This window comes from Micromonospora sp. NPDC005324, assembly GCF_040607155.1.
Classification (GTDB): Bacteria; Actinomycetota; Actinomycetes; order Mycobacteriales; family Micromonosporaceae; genus Micromonospora; species Micromonospora trifolii.
Genome location: NZ_JBEXGE010000023.1, coordinates 102,324 through 119,872, shown reverse-complemented (window position 1 = coordinate 119,872; position 17,549 = coordinate 102,324). Strand labels below are relative to the sequence as shown.

22 protein-coding genes and 1 pseudogene are annotated in these 17,549 nt (G+C 67.8%); 12 read left to right on the top strand and 11 right to left on the bottom strand.

Features of this window, described 5'->3' with window-relative positions:
- From ABZS40_RS23365 to ABZS40_RS23340, 6 genes are all read left to right on the top strand, one after another.
- Positions 1 to 435: hypothetical protein (locus ABZS40_RS23365; RefSeq protein WP_354945470.1), on the top strand; the 435-nt coding region annotated here is incomplete at its 5' end.
- 38 nt (positions 436 to 473) lie between these two features.
- A complete protein-coding gene (locus tag ABZS40_RS23360) occupies positions 474 to 1,352 on the top strand; it encodes a hypothetical protein (RefSeq protein WP_354945469.1) in 879 nt (292 codons plus the stop codon).
- Entirely contained in the window at positions 1,343 to 2,743 is a 1,401-nt protein-coding gene (locus ABZS40_RS23355) for an MFS transporter (protein WP_354945468.1), read from the top strand. The genes ABZS40_RS23360 and ABZS40_RS23355 overlap by 10 nt, the downstream gene beginning before the upstream one ends.
- Positions 2,733 to 3,194, top strand: a complete 462-nt coding sequence (locus ABZS40_RS23350) for a hypothetical protein (RefSeq protein WP_354945467.1) — start codon at positions 2,733 to 2,735, stop codon at positions 3,192 to 3,194. Before ABZS40_RS23355 ends, ABZS40_RS23350 begins: the two co-directional genes overlap by 11 nt.
- Before the next feature lie 38 nt (positions 3,195 to 3,232).
- Entirely contained in the window at positions 3,233 to 3,460 is a 228-nt protein-coding gene (locus ABZS40_RS23345; RefSeq protein WP_354945466.1) for a hypothetical protein, read from the top strand.
- A gap of 5 nt (positions 3,461 to 3,465) precedes the next feature.
- Positions 3,466 to 3,774, top strand: a complete 309-nt coding sequence (locus ABZS40_RS23340) for a hypothetical protein (RefSeq protein ID WP_354945465.1) — start codon at positions 3,466 to 3,468, stop codon at positions 3,772 to 3,774.
- Here the strand turns inward: ABZS40_RS23340 and ABZS40_RS23335 are convergent, their stop codons facing one another.
- The 7 genes from ABZS40_RS23335 to ABZS40_RS23305 form a co-directional block, all read right to left on the bottom strand.
- On the bottom strand, positions 3,775 to 4,224 hold the full coding sequence (locus ABZS40_RS23335; protein WP_354945464.1) for an NUDIX domain-containing protein: 450 nt from the start codon (positions 4,222 to 4,224) through the stop codon (positions 3,775 to 3,777).
- A gap of 292 nt (positions 4,225 to 4,516) precedes the next feature.
- On the bottom strand, positions 4,517 to 5,230 hold the full coding sequence (locus ABZS40_RS23330) for a sulfotransferase domain-containing protein (RefSeq protein WP_354945463.1): 714 nt from the start codon (positions 5,228 to 5,230) through the stop codon (positions 4,517 to 4,519).
- 338 nt (positions 5,231 to 5,568) lie between these two features.
- Positions 5,569 to 6,045, bottom strand: coding sequence for a GNAT family N-acetyltransferase (locus ABZS40_RS23325; protein WP_354945462.1), 477 nt, complete (start codon positions 6,043 to 6,045; stop codon positions 5,569 to 5,571).
- Positions 6,046 to 6,107: 62 nt separating this feature from the next.
- Positions 6,108 to 6,656 (bottom strand): AAA family ATPase, encoded by a 549-nt coding sequence (locus ABZS40_RS23320; protein WP_354945461.1) that lies wholly within the window; start codon positions 6,654 to 6,656, stop codon positions 6,108 to 6,110.
- 60 nt (positions 6,657 to 6,716) lie between these two features.
- Complete coding sequence (locus ABZS40_RS23315) at positions 6,717 to 7,133, bottom strand: Imm1 family immunity protein (RefSeq protein ID WP_354945460.1); 417 nt, start codon at positions 7,131 to 7,133, stop codon at positions 6,717 to 6,719.
- Positions 7,130 to 7,525: a DddA-like double-stranded DNA deaminase toxin gene (locus ABZS40_RS23310; protein WP_354945459.1), complete on the bottom strand. Its 396-nt coding sequence runs from the start codon at positions 7,523 to 7,525 to the stop codon at positions 7,130 to 7,132. The genes ABZS40_RS23315 and ABZS40_RS23310 overlap by 4 nt, the downstream gene beginning before the upstream one ends.
- A gap of 89 nt (positions 7,526 to 7,614) precedes the next feature.
- Positions 7,615 to 8,142: a DUF6244 family protein gene (locus tag ABZS40_RS23305; RefSeq protein ID WP_354945458.1), complete on the bottom strand. Its 528-nt coding sequence runs from the start codon at positions 8,140 to 8,142 to the stop codon at positions 7,615 to 7,617.
- Positions 8,143 to 8,532: 390 nt separating this feature from the next.
- On the opposite strand from ABZS40_RS23305, the gene lexA reads away from it, so the two are divergent.
- Positions 8,533 to 9,162, top strand: coding sequence for a transcriptional repressor LexA (gene lexA / locus ABZS40_RS23300; protein WP_354945457.1), 630 nt, complete (start codon positions 8,533 to 8,535; stop codon positions 9,160 to 9,162).
- A 147-nt stretch (positions 9,163 to 9,309) separates the two neighbouring features.
- Here the strand turns inward: lexA and ABZS40_RS23295 are convergent, their stop codons facing one another.
- Positions 9,310 to 10,548, bottom strand: a complete 1,239-nt coding sequence (locus ABZS40_RS23295; RefSeq protein WP_354945456.1) for an IS110 family transposase — start codon at positions 10,546 to 10,548, stop codon at positions 9,310 to 9,312.
- Between the two features lie 125 nt (positions 10,549 to 10,673).
- Between ABZS40_RS23295 and ABZS40_RS23290 the strand changes: the two genes are divergently transcribed.
- Together ABZS40_RS23290 and ABZS40_RS23285 are read left to right on the top strand one after the other, a co-directional pair.
- Positions 10,674 to 10,958 (top strand): hypothetical protein, encoded by a 285-nt coding sequence (locus ABZS40_RS23290; RefSeq protein WP_354945455.1) that lies wholly within the window; start codon positions 10,674 to 10,676, stop codon positions 10,956 to 10,958.
- 233 nt (positions 10,959 to 11,191) lie between these two features.
- Positions 11,192 to 11,359 (top strand): HD domain-containing protein, encoded by a 168-nt coding sequence (locus tag ABZS40_RS23285; RefSeq protein WP_354945454.1) that lies wholly within the window; start codon positions 11,192 to 11,194, stop codon positions 11,357 to 11,359.
- Between the two features lie 43 nt (positions 11,360 to 11,402).
- Here the strand turns inward: ABZS40_RS23285 and ABZS40_RS23280 are convergent, their stop codons facing one another.
- Together ABZS40_RS23280 and ABZS40_RS23275 are read right to left on the bottom strand one after the other, a co-directional pair.
- Positions 11,403 to 11,858 (bottom strand): hypothetical protein, encoded by a 456-nt coding sequence (locus ABZS40_RS23280; protein ID WP_354945453.1) that lies wholly within the window; start codon positions 11,856 to 11,858, stop codon positions 11,403 to 11,405.
- 10 nt (positions 11,859 to 11,868) lie between these two features.
- On the bottom strand, positions 11,869 to 12,324 hold the full coding sequence (locus tag ABZS40_RS23275) for a helix-turn-helix transcriptional regulator (protein ID WP_354945452.1): 456 nt from the start codon (positions 12,322 to 12,324) through the stop codon (positions 11,869 to 11,871).
- 820 nt (positions 12,325 to 13,144) lie between these two features.
- Between ABZS40_RS23275 and ABZS40_RS23270 the strand changes: the two genes are divergently transcribed.
- Positions 13,145 to 14,419 carry a hypothetical protein gene (locus ABZS40_RS23270; protein WP_354945451.1) on the top strand — a complete coding sequence of 425 codons (1,275 nt, stop codon included), beginning with the start codon at positions 13,145 to 13,147 and terminating at the stop codon, positions 14,417 to 14,419.
- Between the two features lie 306 nt (positions 14,420 to 14,725).
- Here ABZS40_RS23270 and ABZS40_RS23265 read toward each other — a convergent pair whose 3' ends face one another.
- The gene (locus tag ABZS40_RS23265) at positions 14,726 to 15,232 is read right to left on the bottom strand and encodes a hypothetical protein (protein ID WP_354945450.1); all 507 of its coding nucleotides are present in this window, start codon (positions 15,230 to 15,232) and stop codon (positions 14,726 to 14,728) included.
- Between the two features lie 315 nt (positions 15,233 to 15,547).
- On the opposite strand from ABZS40_RS23265, the gene ABZS40_RS23260 reads away from it, so the two are divergent.
- Positions 15,548 to 16,438: an META domain-containing protein gene (locus tag ABZS40_RS23260; RefSeq protein WP_354945449.1), complete on the top strand. Its 891-nt coding sequence runs from the start codon at positions 15,548 to 15,550 to the stop codon at positions 16,436 to 16,438.
- A gap of 62 nt (positions 16,439 to 16,500) precedes the next feature.
- Positions 16,501 to 16,947 (top strand): annotated as a pseudogene (locus ABZS40_RS23255) (transposase); the annotation flags it as partial.
- Positions 16,948 to 17,549: the final 602 nt, after the last annotated feature.

The window sequence follows — 17,549 nt, the reverse complement described above, 5'->3', positions numbered from 1 at the left end:
AGACAACCGCGCCGGCGGACGCTGCACATCAACGGAGCAATCACGATCATGATCGGACTCGCCCTTGCGTTCTCTGACCGAGTTCAGAGAATTGATCACGGCTACCACGTGATCCTGGAAGGGATCATGCACACCGCCCGGTACCGGAGCATGCTCACCGAGCTGCGCGACGCGCACCGCGGGCGAACGCTCTTCGTCTACCTCGACGTGTCACTGCCAGAGACCCTGCGGCGCCACGAAACGCGCCCCATGGCAGCGGAGGTGTCGCCGGACAACCTGCGCAGCTGGTACACCCCACACGACGTCCTCGGCTGGCCCAACGAACTCGTCCTCCCCGAGACCACCACCCTGGAGCAAGCGATCGAGCGCATCGCCGCTGCCGCCGGCCTGTCGTTGACCGGCCGCAACGACGACCTGCTCCCGGCAGTCCCGTGACCGCAGCACCCAGAGCAACCCCAGACAGTGCCGGTCGCGTGGCGGACGGGGCGGACGGGGCGGACGACATGTTCGCGGCGCTGATCGCCCGCGCCGCTGCCGCACGGGTGGGCACCGGCCGGGTGGTGCACCGCACCGACAAGGCCCTCGTCGCGACCGGCCGCCGCGACGGCCAACCGGTGATCGTCAAGCTGTTGACCACCGACGACCCGTACTGGGTCGGCCGGCGCCAGCACGAGCTGCGCATGTACGAGCTGTTCACCGATCAGCCGCCCCCCGTGCGCGCGCCGCGGGTCCTGTACGCCGACGCCCGCCTGACGGTCCTGACGCAGCTACCTGGGCAGCGCCTGGGCGATCGACGTCACCTCACTGGCGACGTCGGCCCAGTCACCGCACAGCTGGTCCTGAACACCCTCGATGCCTTCGCCGCCTGGACGCCAGCACCGCCACTGCCGCAACCTGTCGACTACCACGGCCGCACCGACGCCGAACACGCCGCCGGACTCCTCGACGACGCCGACCAGCATGCCCTGCACACCCTCGTCGACCAGCTCGGACCGGGCCGGGTCACCGCACACGGCGACCCCCTACCCGCGAACCTGCTCCTCGACGGCAAGCACTGCGCCCTCATCGACATGGAGCACAGCGGGAGCTACCTACCTGGCTACGACCTCGCGCTGCTGCACATCGTCGGCGCGACGGTCAGCCCGACCCTCACTGCCGCGATCGCCGAACGCGTGCACACCGCCGGGATCGTCCCCGCCTACTGCGTCAACCTGCTCCTGCTGGTCTGCCGAGAGATCCGCCTACACACTCTGCTGCCAGCAGACGGCGCGACCACGTCCCGGCTCGCGTACCTGCGACAGCTCCTCAGCAAGGCACACCACGACGTTCAGGCGCTGGTGCGATGGGCTTGAACCGGACGATCGCCAGCGCTCGGGCCCACCGCAGCCCCACGGCGAGCTCACCTTCACCTCCCCAGCTGAGCGGTGACTTCCACCGCCTGTGGGGCGCCTACTCCGTGAGCCAAGCGGGATCTGCTGTCGGGGCGGGCGCGCTGCCGCTGGTCGCGATCATGCTGCTGGACTCATCGGCTCTGCAGATCTCCCTGCTCGCGGTGATCTCCGGCCTCGCTGCGGCGGTCATCGTCCTACCCCTGGGCCCTTGGGTGGAGTTCCGGCGTAAACGGCCCGTAATGATCGGCGCCGACCTGCTGCGCTTCGCCGCCCTGGCCAGCGTCCCCATCGCCGCCGCGCTCAGCGCCCTGACGTACGAGCAGCTGTGCGTCGTCGCCGTCGTGCAGACCGCCGGCACCATCGTGTTCAGCGCCGCTAGCGGCGCACACCTGAAGCACTTGGTCACCGTCGATCAACGTGTCACCGCCAACAGCCGATTCGAGACCTCCCAGTGGACGGCGAACAGCCTCGGCTCACCCATCGGCGGTGTCCTCGTGTCCTGGCTCGGCGCTACCGCGTCCATCACCGTCGACGCCGCGAGTTTCCTGGTGTCCGCGCTCGGGATCCGCCGCCTCCGCAGTCCCGAACCGCCGCCACCGGCGCGGCAATCCGCGTCGAGCCGGGGCCGGGAAGCCATCGAAGGATGGCGGCACATCCTTCACCACCCCGGGCTGCGGGCACTGTTCGTCAACGCCATCATCTTCGGCGGCGCCATCACGGCCAGCACGCCCATCATCGCGGTGTTCATGCTCCGCGACCTCCACCTGACACCCTGGCAGTACGGCCTGGCCCTCGGACTGCCCTGCCTCGGCGGCATCCTCGGCTCCCTCACCGCCGGCCCCCTCACCACTCGATACGGCCTGCGCAGGGTCCTGCTCACCACCGGCGTCGCCCGCACCCTCTGGATGGGACTCATCCCCCTCGCCCCGCCCGGCACACCGGGCCTGATCATCATCACCCTCGCCGACACACTCCTGCTATTCATGGCGGGCACGTTCAATCCCACCTTCGCCGCCTACCGCATGAACCACACCAGCGAGCACTGCCTGTCCCGCGTCCTGACCGCCTGGTCCATCACCAGCAAACTCACCCAACCCATCTTCATCGCCGCCGCCGGCATCCTCGCCGCCGCCACCGGCCCCCGCACCGCCCTTACGGCAACCGCCGCCCTCACCCTCACCAGCGCCGTATTCCTGCCGTGGAAGACGGCCCGCCCCACACCCCGCCGCCAATCCCGTCCAGCGAACGTCGCCCACCCGGCACCTCATCCCGGTAGCCCGCGCAACCGCCTGCCCAACGCCGTCACGGCCACCGCCACCTCAACCAGGGGAAGAACGCAGAATGAGCGATGAGAACCCGCAGCGGCGAGCACCCCGCCGCTACACCGGCACCACGACCGATTTCGTGCTGGACGGCACCACGGGACGCCTCACCACGGCCACCTCTTCCGGTCAGCTCACCCACGTCGACCTGCGCGTCGGCAAACACGGCTCCACCCTGGCCGGCCTCACCGAAGCGCTGTCGACGGCGATCACCGCCATTCTGCAAGCCGGCGCACCTCTGCCCGAGTTCGTAACTGAACTACGGCACACCCACTACACCCCCTCCGGCCCCACCACAGACCCGGACGTGCCCCACGCGACCTCGCTCAGCGACTACCTCGCACACCACCTCGACCAACATCACACCAGCACCGCGACACCACATCCGGGAGCGACGCAGCTGCCCGGAGACACCCGAACCAGGCCGCAGCCACAACCGCCTCCGGCTAGCTGGGTGCCGCACTCCCGGCAGCTGAACTGACCTCGATCACTCTGAAGTTGACGGAGGTGAAGAGGGGCATGCGTGATGACGAGCTACGCGCTCTGGTTAGCGCGAGTCCGCCGCTGGTACAGAGCTCACCCGATGGCACCCCCGGTCTGGTCTGCGCCACCCTCGACCGTGACGCCCCAGAGCTGCGCGTCGCCGTGCACCACGCCCGCCCCTGGCGCGTCACCGCCCGCGACGGCACCATCTACCGACAACGGCGCGTGGACGATCCGCGCAGCCACGACCGCACCGGGAGGTGACAGTGGTGCTGAACCTCCGCCGCCTGCTCCGCGGCCAGCCACAGTTCCCGCTGACGATCGCCGGCCATGGTCGCATCGACCACGCTCATCTTCCCCTCGGCCTGCGGAAACAACTGAAGGACTTGACCGCTACCGACACGGCGCACTGGGGGCTGCTCTTCGTGCTCGACGCTCGACGGCGCCGCTGGACCCTGTTCTCCCCCGACGCGGAGTACGCGGCGCTGTTCGCGCCCGCCGCGCATACCCTGAACCTGGATGTCGACATCTTCACCACGAAGTTTCCGTGCTGGTACAGCGGTTGGCGGATCATCTAGCTATGGCACCTGCGGGATCGCCTCGGGTTCCACCGCCGGCGGGCCGCAGACGACGAGCATCGTCGGTACGGCGAGTCCCGGCGTCTCGGTGGGCAGCCGCGGCAGCGGCACCCAGTCCACACCCACCATGACGGGGCAGTCGCAGTCCGACTCGTCTGTACCGAGGGTCGGTTCACCGGCGGCCACGTCGACCGCGAAGCACGCCGTCAAGCCCGACGGGTACGGCGCCTCGAACAGGTAACGCACCGCCACTGCCCGCAGCCCGACCTCCTCGGCGACCTCTCGCCGGACCGCGTCTTCCGCAGTCTCGCCAGGGCAGATACCGCCCCCAGGAAGCGTCCAATACTCCTGGCCATCGTGGCGACCCGACGGCCCGAGGCCGCGCTCGCGCACCATCAACACCTGGCCGCCGCACACGATCACCGCTGCGGCTCGCCGACGTCGCGTCACCGCTACATCCTCGCGCCAACTGGCATGTCCGTCTAACCGGGGTTCCACAGATCAGGTGGCTGGCTAGTCCGCGAAATGGCGGTTTGAGCTGGGGAAACGTGGGTTGGCCCGGTGACGGGGCGTGTCACTAGGCCGGGGTGTTCGTGCTGGTCAGGAGGTTGCGGGGGTGGCCTCGAAGACGCGGCGGGGCTCGGGCAAGCCGAGGACGGTCAGGATCTTCTGTGTGGTGAGAGCTTGGTGATGGCGTCGATCCAGGTCGGTAGGCAACAGTGACCAGCTCAGCTGAGGATGGTCACGACGGCGATGAATCGTCCAGCCTGGTTCCGTAGCCGAGGAGCTGCATCGCGGCGACGTTGTCGGGTTGGGCCCAGAAAAGCTGATGGAGTTCGCCGGGCAGTTCGTCGCGATGAGTACCGGTGATCCCTCGACGGAAGAAGCGGTCATCGGCCTGTTGAAGCTCGGCAAACGACGGGATCCGAGCGTCGGCAGCGGGCCGGAGCTGGGGTGTCACGGCTTGCATGACTCGTTCAACGGCGGCCCTTGGCCGCTGAGTGAGGTCCTCGTAGCGCAGCAGCACCCGGTGAGGCGCCGGTGGCAGCAACCAACTCAGCACGTTGCGTCCCCAACTGCCGGTTCCGACCGTGTCTCGCCGGCTGATCATGGCGGTCAGCTCAGCTTCGAACCGGGTGGCGTCCGCCTCGCTGGCCTGGTGGGCCCACGATACGAGCGAATCGCGGCCATCGCGTACGAGGCAGATGGCCCTGTTCATCTCATCGACCTCGTTGCCGCGTTGTCGGTGTGTCTTGACGAGGTGCACGTCATTCGACTCGCGTAGGTCTTCGATTCGTGCCGGGCGATCGGTGAAGCCAACCAGGTCGGCGCCCAACCGTCGGGCCACGCCGTCGATGTCGTAGATGACGGATGCCTTTACGCCGTAGACCCGGTTGAGAACGATCCGCAGGAAAGTGTTGCCAGACCGCGGAAAGGAAGACACCCAGACGATCACCTATGCATCGTAGCGTCAGTAACCGCTTGACCGCTCACCGTGACCCGAGCGTCGCCTCCGTCGTGCTGAGTCGGGAGCGGCCAAGACGGTCACCGGCGCCAACGCGTCGTCCGCACCGTGCCGCTCGCGCCGTCTAGCAACACCGCAGCGGCCACTCGGTGTTCGCCTATAGGCGTGTGGCTGCTCCACGACGGCGCGTGGTCCGCAAGTGACGAACCGGAAACCGCATACGCCTGCGGCTCCGCGAGCGGTCAGGGTTGCCGCTGGTGTTCGCCGGGCACCGCGGAGTCGACCGCATTGAGCTTTCCTGCCGGTGAGGAGCGTAGGCCGCTCGTGCATTACGGCAGCAGCAATTCGAAGACCGCCCGGTCCTTACCCGGTCCCTTGACGTCGCGGCTGATGCCGAGGCCTGCGGCGGTGTAGTCCCCTCGGCTGTTGACGAACCCAAGTGATGTCCAGGTGGCGGCAGCGGACGAGTTGTCCGGCTCTGACGTCAGATAAATCTTCTGGCAGGCCCACTGCTGGGCTCGGTGACGGACCGCGTGGACGAGAGCGGAGGCGATCCGCCGGCGCCGGTGATCTGGGTGGATCATCACGTCCTGAATGTAGATCTCGGCCGGCGTGTCCTGACTGCGCATCGCGATGACAGCACCCACGACCGTGCCGTCAACGATGGCGACCGGGCAGGTCGAGGCAAACAGCCGCGCATACAGCCAGTAGTCGGATGGGGTCCGCGCTCGGACATACGGTGCGCCCATGCCCATCAACTGCCGAACGGCCGCCGTCAGATCGTGATGAAGAGCGATGATGGGCATGTGTGTGCCTCCCCTGCGAGCCGATGATCGTGAGGACTCCCCACGGCCTCTCGTTGATCGAGTCAGGTCGTCGGCTCCGCCAATCGCGCCCGCACCCGTCCGGCCAGTTCGCCGACCGACAGTTCACCATCTAGCAGCGTGGTCTGCGCTGACAGCAGAGGCACGGCGGCGACGCACCGCTGCATCTGCGCTAGGCGCCACGCACGGACCTCGGCGTCCCGGCCTGGATCTTCCGGCCAGATGGACTGCTCCTCGATCCGCTGCCGCAGTACCTCCACCCGCGTGTTCAGGAAGAAGTGATCAACGGATGCGCCCGCGGCGCGCAGAGCGAGGAAGATCTCGTCCAGATACTGCGGCACGACGACGGTCATCGGGACCACGAGGGTCCTGTGGTACTCCTGCAGCAGTGCTATGGCCGTATCCGCCACACTGCGCCGCCATATCCGCAGGTCTTGGAAATCGCCGCTCGGCGGCAGAGGAACGATCTCGCGAAGCATGTAGCCCGGCAGTTCGGCATCGAACAGCAACAGCCGGGAATCATCGGCGAGCAGCCGCTTCGCCAGCGTCGTCTTGCCAGCACCGAACGCGCCGTTCAGCCATACGATTCTCATGCCAGGCCCCTCTGACCCGTGGACGACGTTCGACCGTCCATCTAAGAGTCCGCTACTCGATCATTCAACGATCGCCGTCAGTTCCGGCGGTTCGCCGCCGGTCTTGAGGAAGGTGACTGCCAGTTGGATTGCCGTTTCGGGCCGGAGTTGCAGGTCCTCGGCCTGGTACTCGGTGGGCACCCCACCGAGGTCAAATGCCACTCCGTCGGCCGGGATTTGCGCTGTGGGGTCGTTGAGGTAGGCGCCGTCGTCGGCGATGTGTACCGCGAAGGCGTGGGTGGGGTGACCGAGCCCGATCTGCATGCCGGGTGGCAGGTCGTCGGGGTCGTCGGTGGTGTCGCTGACCAGGCTCAGCACAACGGGTTCGCCGGCCTGCTGGACTTCTCGGAGGAGAGCTTCGAAGGCGTTGGGGTCGGTCAGTTCAACCTCGTGGTTGTCGCGCTGCTCGCCCCGGTCGTAGGTCCAGGTCACCTTCATGCGATCGCCTTTCCGTTGCCGGTGTAGGTACGCCAGTGGCGTACCTGCCCGTCATCGTCGCGTACGTAGACGGCCAGCCGCGTGCCGGCCGGCAAGAGCCGGGAGAGAATCTTCTCGCAGCCGTAGGGCGTGTAGTCGCAGGGCCGATTGTTCGTCACCACAGCCGCCTGTGGGATGCGGTCGCGGCGCATCCGGGCGGCAAGTTTGGCCTCCAGATGGTCGGTTGTGGTGGCGATGAGCTTGTAGGCCGGCTTCAGGTCGGCGGCGGCGGCCGGGTCGCGGCCAGACCTCATGGGTATGCGCTCATCACCGATCAGCGCCACGCCGGAGGTCGGGTCCTTCGCTTGCCGTCGAGGCAGGTCACGAGCGGCATCCATCAGCCATTCGGGCAATGGCTCAGTCGGCGCCGGCTCGTCTGTTGCACTCGTAGCCGTGTCGCGTGTGGCGGGCGGTCGGCCGGTGTCGCCACCACCGCCCGTGATCAGTTTCCCAGGTCACCGACCTGCCGAGCCTGGGCCAGCGCTGTATCGACATGCTGCCGGGCCCCCGTTCCGCGTGCCCGGACAGTCACCAGGACCTGCAGCACCTGCTGCAACCGCGCCAACGTCGGACCAGGCTGTCCTCCCTGCAAGGTGGCCGTGACCAACCGTCGCGCGTCATCGACCGCAGAGACCGCCGCCGCGACGTGGCCGTCGACGGCGGTCAGCGCGGCCACCACCGGCGTGAGCGCGGCGATCGTCTCCTGCGGCGACGGCTGCTGCGCCACGGCACCCAGCGACCGCGACGCCTCACCCAAGACGCCACCGGCCTCCGCCAGGTCAGACCGAGCCCGCCCGAGCACTTCTCGTACTCGAGCCAACCCCACCGAGACGCCAGCAAAGCCGGAGGCTACCGCCCGGACAGCGATTTGCTCGATCCCATGGTCGACGGCCGAAGCCTCCTGCTGCGCCCGGTCCACACCCGCCGCCATCGCCTGCACATCAACACCAATGGTGTCCGTCAGCGACATCGCGCCACCCTCCGGCTCAGGATCACACCGAACCGTGGCAGCGTAGAGACAACCGCCGATGGAGTACAACCAGGCGGCGGCCCGGACGCTGAGCCGATGTGGGGTCACGTGACTGCGCCGAGGATTCAGCCTGCCTGCCCTATTCTTTGTAGTGGCGATGCGTCGGCCCACCCCACGAGCGGGGGATTCACATGGCGAGCGATTTCGGTCGGATGGCCGCATGTCGATCCACCCGTCGGCGCTAGGGTGCAACGGGCGCCGTGTAGTGCCGGGCGCGACAAGCTGAGGTGTTCCTCACGCCCGTCAGTTGGCCGGCCGAGCCACTGCCCTTGGAGTCGACACACCGCCGGATTAGCACAAGTGAGCTAATCCGGCGGTAGGGTGGCGGGTGTGACAGTCGACGAGTCGCTACGGACGCTGACGCCTCGACAGCGACGGATCCTCGCTGTGATTCAGGGTTGGGTGGATCAGCATGGCTACCCGCCGACCGTGCGGGAGATCGGGGCCGCGGTGGGCCTGTGTTCGCCGTCGTCGGTGGCGCATCACTTGAAGATCCTGCAGCGGCACGGTCTGATCCGCCGCACCCCGGGTGGACCGCGCGCGCTCGACGCACGCCCGGCAGCCGCCGCGGCACCTAACCGGAAGGGGGCAGTGACTGTTCCGCTGCTGGGGGCCATCGCTGCGGGTGTGCCGATCCTCGCCGAGGAGCAGGTCGAGGATGTTCTTCACCTGCCCGCTGATCTTGTCGGCAGGGGCACGCTGTTCGCGCTGCGGGTGCGCGGCGAATCGATGATCGAGGCGGGCATCGCTGACGGGGACGTGATTGTCGTCCGTCAACAGCCGGTGGCTGACTCCGGGGATATCGTCGCGGCGCTGATCGGTGACGAGGCCACCGTCAAGCAGTACCGAGTCCGAGATGGGGTCGTCGAACTCGTTCCGCGCAATCCCCGCTATCGCGTGATCCCGGCTGACAGCGCGCAGCTTCTCGGGAAGGTCGTCTGCGTCCTGCACGGCCGCTGAAGGCTTCCCTCGTGGCAGCACAAGACGGACAAGTGGTGCCGCCTTGGCTGATCACGTGGACTCGGGGCAGGGGGAGCCGGGGCACGCCGTACCCGCGCGAGGGCTCGTGGGCCCAGGGTGATCCTGGGCGTTGCCCCGGCTCCCGGCTTACGTCCCCTTCTCCGCCGCGGAGTCGGGTGGGGCTGGGAAGGCGAGGTCCTCGTTGTAGAGGGTGCCGGTGCGTAGGCAGTGGTGCAGGCTGCCGAGGAGTCGGGCGTAGATGCGCCGTAGGGCGGCGGGGTGGCGGTCGCCGGTGGCGCGGCGGTGGTCGTAGAGGGCTCGGGCGCCTGGGGAGCGGGTGAGGGTGGCGAAGGCCCAGAGGTGGCCGGTTTCGGCCAGGATCGGGTTGGCTTTGCGGCGGTGGCTGACCTTGTGGGAGGTGCCGCTGGCCCAGGTGATTGGTGTGGCCGCGCAGAATGCCCGCAGGTTGCGGGCGGTGGGGAATCGTTGTGGGTCGTCGCCGAGTTCGGCGAGCAGTCGGGCGGCGAGGAGCGGGCCCATGCCGGGGAAGCTGCGGTAGATCGCGGTGTGCGGGTGCTGCTCTGCCAGGGCGTCGATCTGTGTCCACAGGGTCTGCGCCGAGGCGATGGCAGCGTTGAGCTGGGTCAGCAGGGCGGTGGTGGTGTGTCCCATCGCGGTTTCGACGTCGGCGGGTTGGCGCAGTGCGCGGGTGTGGAGCAGCTCATGCAGTCGGCTGGCCTCGGCGGTGATGAGCCGGGTCCGTCCGGACGTGGTCAGTAGCGTTTCCAGACGTCGGTGGGTGAGCCGGGCCGCGCGCGTTGGGGTGGGAGCGGCGGTGAGGACGGTCCGGGCCTCCGGCCTGGTGAGGCCTCCGGGCAGATGCGCCCAAGCAGTCGCCCCTGCGGGGTAGTAGTCGCGCAACACCGATCGGAGCCGCCGCGCCAACAGGCTGGCGGTGTGCAGCGCCTGTCGGTGGGCGCGGGTCAGCTCTCGCAGCGCGGCGGCCTGAGGCGATGCCGCTGGTGCGGGTCGGTGGGCGTCTCCGTCAACCCGTAGGACGTGCGCGAGGAGGTGGGCGTCGCCCCGGTCGGACTTCTTACGCTGGGCAGCGAGGCGGCTGCGGTAGTTGGCTACCTGCGTCGGGTTGAGCACGACGACCGGCTGACCCGCCTTACGCAGGCCGGCGACCATCAGACCACGACCAGTCTCGATTCCGATCGGAATCGAGCGTCGGTTGCGCCGCACCGCGGCGAGGGCGGCCAGGATTTGAGCCAGACCGTGAACGTCGTCAGCCACACGTAGGTGGGTGAGGAGCTGACCATGCTCGTCGATGACGGCCACGTCATGATGACTCTCGCCCCAGTCCAGGCCCGCGTAATACTTCAAGATTGTCCAGTTCAGAGAAGGGGCGTGGTGGTGCTGGTCGGGCGCACGGTCTCGCTTGAGGGCTCGATGGCCCAGGATCGCAACGGGCATGGACCCGACCAGCCGGTGATTCGATGATCACCGGGATGGACACTAGATCGAATTGCGACCGGGATCGAGTCACGCCGATCGGTTGCGAGGGTGGCTCTGGACTCCGGCGGCGGCACCACGCCGGGCAGTCGGTCCGCCTCGACCGATACGTCATTCACGCCCTGCTGCTGGGCCGGATGATGTTCCTGGAATCCCGCTGGCAAGGCCGCACCCGCGCGGAGTTGGTCCGCGATCCCGTCTACACCCGCTACCTCACCCAGGAGGACATCACCGCGCTGATCACTGCCAGCGGCGCGGCCGGTGAACCCCCCGGCACCTGACCCACCTCACCGACCCGGAACGAGCGGTAGGACACGCGCATGAACGCCGGATACGACGACCATGCCAGACAACGACAGCACGCCATCCCGCCGACGCCAACGGCGACGCGGGGTGGGCATCGCGGGACAAGGACCGGCTGCTGCGCAGCGCGGCTCTACGTGCCCTTCGCGGCAAAACACAATCCCTCGAACCCGACGCCATCCCACACCCGCTGAACCGGCTGACCCACTCCGTGGCCGTCGCGAAAGTCGGCCGTTCTATCGCCGGCCCGCTCGGCGCTGACCCGGACCTCGTCGAGACGGCCTGCCTGGCCCACGACCTCGGGCACCCACCGTTCGGGCACAACGGCGAACGGACCCTCGACGACCTCGGGTCTTGCACCGCTGATGGGGTCGCGTGACATGCCGAGAACGTCACGACCTGTGCTCGCTGCGCCAGGGCGATCAGCTGCTCAAGGTCGCCACGCGGATGCTGACGCCAGCCTCACGGAAACTCCTAAGGTACTCATTGAGCCAAGTCAAGGCCGCCTTCTGCGGCTCGTCGTCGTACTCGTAGATCGTCCACGTCTGCGAGCCCACCCGGACGCGCTGCACATCCATCCGCCACTGCCCGGCGGCGCGGCCCAACGCCGGATCGGCGTCGAGGAACTGCTGCACCTGGGCGTGCGCCTCATCGCGGGTGCGGTAGCCGGGACCGATTGCCGGTCGGGCCAGCAAGTCGTCCAACGACACATTCACCTGCAGCGTGTTCCACATGCCGATCAGGAGATCACACCGCCGCCGCACGTGAATGCGCCCGAAAGAGTCAGAAATCAGTCCGCGGCTCAGCGTGAGTCGAAGCCGGCTGGTGCGCGTGACTGCGCGACGTCGGTCCAGCCACTCCTCAGGATGGGAGTTCATCGGTGTGTCGTCATCCGGCGCGCGAGGTTGTCCGACGCGCGAGTTGGTGCAAGGCGGCGAGAATGTGCTCTTTCTCCGCGGAGGTGGTGCCGGGGTCGATAAACCGGTCGCGCACGGCGATAAGAAGCACCTCCATCGCCGTCGCCGCGGGCATCTCTGGTAACGGCGGTGTCTTGTAGGTCAGCGGGGTGAGGGCCCGCAGGGCAGCGCCGAGCGGGAGGTCCAAGGCCGCGCAGAACGCCCGCACCTTGGGTAGCTCTGGGTGATGTTGCCAGTCACCGGAGAGCCACCGGAAGATGGTGGAGCGTCCGACGCCGCTACGTGCCGCCACGTGCGTGATCGACCAGTCATGCTCGTCATGGGCGGCGTCAACGGCGTGGCGCACGAACTGAGCGAACGCGTCCTGCGCTGCCCGTTCGGCGGCACCCATCTCTTGGCCGTCGCCGCCCCTGTAGTCGGTACCCAACTGACTTCTCCCACCCTCCCTGCTGCCGTCTGCGATGCAGTCGCACGAGTGCGCAGACGGCCATTCTGAGCGCTCGCGCCTGATGGGCCGGGTCCGCTACTAGGTGACGGCGCCCGGATCTCCGCACCAGGCGCGGTAGCCCATCGCCGCGCGTACTGCCGTCATATCGCTGTCCCCTTCACCCGACGTCGAGGGCCTGAGTTCACAGTACGACTGGGGCAGGCGAGCCCTATGGAAGGCCTGGCAGTTGACGGAGACCGAACCGCATGATCGGCGGATGGGCGCGAGATCCGGTTCGGCTACCGCCCATAGCTGCTTCGCTGGGCGCGCCGCCCTCGACGCTGGACGCGAGACGTTCGGGCCTCGCGATCGCCGAGGCGGCGCACGTCACCGGTGGTTAACGCGGTGGCTCGACGACCCTGCCGCGCCTAGGGACGTCGCCGTCGTGGATGCCGCGGCCAGGGACGTGGACGACGGTGCTTGGGATGATGACGCGCCGGTCGGGTTGGACGACTGGTTCCGCCGGCTTGGCGTTGCCATGCCCGCACGACTAGTGCGCCAAGGCTGGCCGTAACCCGCCGAATGCTCGTTGAGGGCTGCACTCTGTCACCGCCTTCTCGCATGATGTATAGATGGCGTGTGCTCCGCGCTAACCCGGCGCTCAACCAAGCAGCACGGAGCACCCTGACCGACCAGCCAGTCAGCACCGATCGGCGCGGATAACTTTCCTCGACGTCCCTAATGTCGGGAAAGGAGTCCGGACCAACTCCCGACAACATGGACCGCTGTCGGGCCACCCTCGTGCATCAAGGACGACCGCATGAGCACCGGCCAGCACCCCGCGCCGCGCCGCAACGCCCGCCCGTACGCCGTCGACGAGCCCACGATCCGCCAGCGGTGCGCCAACCCCGACGCCGCCGAGTACACCCTCTACGTGCGCGGGCTCATCGACGCCTACCTGGGCGTCGGCGGGCAGGCGAAGATCCTCGGTCACGCCCGCAACAGGGGGCTGCACTACCCCGGTCTCAACCGGCAGAAGCTGTCCGAGCAGCTCAGCCGCTACCGCCTTGGCCCGACCTGGGAGATGACCGAGCTGATCATCGCCTGCCTGCCCGACAGCTGCGACACCGCTGGCATCCGGGCCCTCGCTGCGGGCTGGTACCAGTGCGCCCGCGGCCAGCTCCCTGACGGCTATAACGGTCCGGTAAGCCGCCCTCCGGGCAAGCCAGGCCAGCGCAACGTTCCGGAAAGCGAACCCGTCATTCCGGTCTTGCAACGCCGAGTCGCCCGCCTGCAGGAACGGCTCAGGGCGGAGAGCGAGCGCCACGTCAGCAACCTGCGGACCTCGGAGAACGCCCGCAACCAAGCGGTCCGCCACGCCGACCAACTCGAAGTGCAGTTCCACCAGACACGGGAGGAACTGCTGCGCGTTCGTACCATCGCCGCGGAGGTCGCGACGATCCGCGAGGAGTACGCACGCCAGTGCGTCGCGCTCGAACTGGTGGCCGCACCCGGCCTGCGCTCAACGCCGGTCATCGACCTGCCAGAACTGCCCACCACCCGCCGTCGGGTCCGATTCGGGCTTCTCGTCGCCGGGATCGACACGCAGGCGCCACCGGCGCGCCGCGCGCTGGCCCGCTATCTGTGTGTCTACGCCGAGCTCACCGGCATCTCTCCCACCGAGCTGGCCAGCAGGACCGACATCGCCACCACGGTGACGATGGACGTCCTCGCTGGGCGCCTCTTACCCACCCCCGCCCACGCCACTCGACTGACCACCGTGCTGGACTGCGAACCCGACACCTTGCGCCACCTCATCGGGGCGGCTAGCAGCGCCACCGCCCTCGACGAACACTTCTGGAGCATCGCCGGCACCGTCGACCCCACGAGATCTCCAGGCAGCGCGCCGATCGTCGAGCACGTTGTCGGGTTGGATCCCGACAACCCTGTCGCGCAGTCATACCCCGACCCGACAACTGCACCGTCCAGCCCGATCGCCGATCGCCTCCGCCAGGTCGCAACCGTCTACCAGCAGGGATTGATCAGCGATGGCGAGTACGCCGAGCAACGCACGCGCATCCTGGGCGAGCTGTAGACGACTACACGGTCACGCATGCGCTAGCTGACAGGACTACTCGAAGGGGTAGGCGCGCCGGCTCGCCCTTTGACGCGATCGCAGCTCATCACCGGCACGACCGTCATCATCGGCCACGCCCGCAATCGAGCGCGCGGGGTGATCTCGGATTCTCGGCGACCTCAGCGGCAGGGGCACGCGCTTGCTCTCTCGACCCGGCCTATTGGCGACACCGGCGGTAGCTGCAGCCGAAGAACGCCTTTCCCTTCCGCCTACGGCGTGGCTCACGTCAATTGTGTATCGGTCAACGCTGACGGAATTGCTGGGTCATCCGCCAAAGCCAGCGAATCGGCCCCCATAGCGCTGGGCAAGTACCGAGAGATGATCTACTCGGACCTGGTGGCCAGGATCCGGTGGGAGGTCCGCGAAGGTCGCCGAAATCTGTCTGATGTTCGGAGGAATCTCGGTTTCGTCCACCCGCCGGAGCGCAACTTCTTGGCCACCCTGCCCAACAAGAGCGGTCATGCAGCCGTCGACCGCTTCCTCGGGCACTTCCACGACGTAGATGGTTCGCCGCGGCATCGACTCCGGGTAGTCGCCATAACCCTCTGACATCGCCCAGTGCATACGCTGACAGAGGTCAGCCAGCAGGGCGTTCATCTCGCCGGCCGATGCTCCCTCGGCCAGCGGCCCGTGCCTGATGAGCCGCTGCATAAGGGCAGCCGTCAGGTCTGCGGGCAACTGGTCGGCCAGCAGGCGGCTGTGCACGGTGACAAGAACGCCGAAGATCGCTTGCAGGTCGGCGGTCGGCAGTACGCGCGGTTGCGGCTCCACCTCCCTTACGGTAGCGGGGCCGAGGAACGTCGAGGCGCGACCGAGCGCTATCGACACGCGCCGAGATTGTGAGGACTCCTCGCCTCTGGGCGCGAGGCGAGCGAGTCTTGGGCGAGCGCGCCCGCCCTAGCCGTCGTGCCGGCCAAGTCCACCACAGCGGTGCACCTAAGTCTTCGCGCCGACGTCGGCGTACCGGGGTTTCGACGACTTCCGGGCGCACCCGATGTCCCTTCTGGCCGTTAATGGGAGCAGGCGGTTCGGTAACTCGCTACGCGAGACCCAGAACCTGGCCCGAGCCCGAACGGAGGAGCCGAGGTGGCGCGACGGGGTTGCCTCGCGACGCTGGTCGTGATGGGTGTGCTGCTCGCCGGATGCAGCCGGCAGAGCCAGCCGGAGCCCGCGAACCCGCGGCCGATCTCGAAAACTAGCGGGCCTGTGGTGCCGTTAGCGCCGGAATCACTGATCGGATCCTGGACGATCGTCGACGTTGCCGAACCCGGCGCGGGCACGATCCTGCGCCTCGCGGACGGCGATCTGGACCTGATCGGCAGCCGCTGCGGCACTGTGGGCGGATCCTGGCGGGCCAGTAGCGACGGCACCTTCCTCGCGGACATCTTCACGGCTTCCACTGCCGCGGTCGAAGGCATCCCCGGCTGTGCGAAGGCCAGTCAAGAAACCCCCGAATGGCTGCGCCGCGTCACCGCCTACCAGTTCGACGGCGCAGGGCTACCCGTACTCCTGGACGCACGAGCGCAACCGGTCGCCCGGCTGATCCCCGGGGCGACACCGACCCCCGAGCCCGACAAGGCCGACGACCTGTTGGAACCACCGGTGGTCACCGACGACGCCCGCCGGGAACTGAGACCAGCGGTCGCCCTACCGGCGACACTGGTGCCGGTGGACCGAACCCGGCTGACAGGTCGCTGGGTACCCCGCACCGGGCACAAAGCGGCGTACGTGAAGTTCACGGCCGACGGTGAATGGCGCGGATCCGACGGCTGCAACGACGAGAGCGGTCGGTGGATCACCGCTGCCAGCGGAACACTACTCACCACCGCACGAGGAGTCACGCTCATGTTTTGCACAGGCAGTGCGTCGGTCGGAGGATGGCTCGTGACGGCCAGACGAGCAGGTTTCGACGGTCAGGTCCTAGTGCTCCTCGACGCCCAGGGTGCGGAGACAGGTCGGCTATTCCCCGCGAACTAATACTGCAACGGCAGTAGGCGAATCGAGTTCAACTTGCGTTCGTTGGTCTTGCTGCGACGGACCTGGATATCGATCAGTGGCATGGCGAGTTCGACCGGTGGCATGCCCGGATCGGGCCTCGGTTTCGCCGGTCGGAACCACGGCGGCGGGTGCGTCGCTACTTGTGTGGGCTGGTCTCGGGTTTGGGGCGCAAGAACGGCTGGGCCCTTGCTGAGCAGGCCGGGATGTGTCGCCGGACGGGATGTAGAGGTTGTTGCGGTGGGCGGACTGGGACGTCGACGCGGTCCTTGACGATGTGCGGGACTACGTCGTTGAGCACCTCGGTGATTCGGACGGTGTGTTGGTCGCCGATGACACCCGGGTTCCTGAAGAAGGACAGCCGGTCGGCGGGGTTGCAGCGCCAGTATTCGGGCACCGGCGGGCGGACGGAGAACTGCCAGGTCGGGGCGTTCGTGGCCTACCAGTCAGCGAAGGGCCACGCGCTGATCGACCGGCAGCTTTACTTTCCGGACGCTCGTCGAGCCCGACACCGCGGGGACCGCCACCACGCGGCTCCGCTCCGCCGATTGCGCAACCGGGGCCGCCCCGTCAAGGTCTTTCAGACAGTGGTTTGCTCCACCTTGACCGGGCAGGTCCCACCGACTCCGCAGTCTGCGGACGAAGGCCAACGGGATGGCTAAGGAGCCGGCTCGGAGCGGCGAACGATCAAAATCAACCAGCCAACCCGCCTGCCATCGACCCTGCCAGGCCGAGCAGAACCCCGCCCGAGCCGCCAGCGCGTGAACGAGCCGTCAAGATCCGCTTGACGTGGCGGCTCGGGCGGCGACCCGCTCCCCAGGAGGGCGGGTCGACGGCATACGGGATGGCACGCGGGCGTCGATCTATCGACTCCAATCCTGGGAGGGGGACTGTAGTCTCTCGCGTATGGTCTGGTATCTCGCCGCTGCTGTCGGATGCTTCGGTGGGTTTGCAGTGGAAGGGCTTCAATTCGCTGCAGCAGTCAGACGTTGCAAGAACTGGCCTTGGCGCCGCCGCGGGGAGCCACCGTTCGGTCCCTTCATCACTTCAGTGGTCATCCGCCTAGGGGTGAGCAGCGGGGTTGCCACCATAG

What these genes read in the sequence shown, in the direction of transcription:
- ABZS40_RS23355 (WP_354945468.1), top strand. Translation starts at nt 1,343, where the DNA reads ATGGGCTTGAACCGGACGATCGCCAGCGCTCGGGCCCACCGCAGCCCC.
- ABZS40_RS23350 (WP_354945467.1), top strand. Translation starts at nt 2,733, where the DNA reads ATGAGCGATGAGAACCCGCAGCGGCGAGCACCCCGCCGCTACACCGGC.
- ABZS40_RS23345 (WP_354945466.1), top strand. Translation starts at nt 3,233, where the DNA reads ATGCGTGATGACGAGCTACGCGCTCTGGTTAGCGCGAGTCCGCCGCTG.
- ABZS40_RS23325 (WP_354945462.1), bottom strand. Translation starts at nt 6,045, where the DNA reads ATGCCCATCATCGCTCTTCATCACGATCTGACGGCGGCCGTTCGGCAG.
- ABZS40_RS23320 (WP_354945461.1), bottom strand. Translation starts at nt 6,656, where the DNA reads ATGAGAATCGTATGGCTGAACGGCGCGTTCGGTGCTGGCAAGACGACG.
- ABZS40_RS23315 (WP_354945460.1), bottom strand. Translation starts at nt 7,133, where the DNA reads ATGAAGGTGACCTGGACCTACGACCGGGGCGAGCAGCGCGACAACCAC.
- ABZS40_RS23305 (WP_354945458.1), bottom strand. Translation starts at nt 8,142, where the DNA reads ATGTCGCTGACGGACACCATTGGTGTTGATGTGCAGGCGATGGCGGCG.
- ABZS40_RS23290 (WP_354945455.1), top strand. Translation starts at nt 10,674, where the DNA reads ATGGACACTAGATCGAATTGCGACCGGGATCGAGTCACGCCGATCGGT.
- ABZS40_RS23280 (WP_354945453.1), bottom strand. Translation starts at nt 11,858, where the DNA reads ATGAACTCCCATCCTGAGGAGTGGCTGGACCGACGTCGCGCAGTCACG.
- ABZS40_RS23270 (WP_354945451.1), top strand. Translation starts at nt 13,145, where the DNA reads ATGAGCACCGGCCAGCACCCCGCGCCGCGCCGCAACGCCCGCCCGTAC.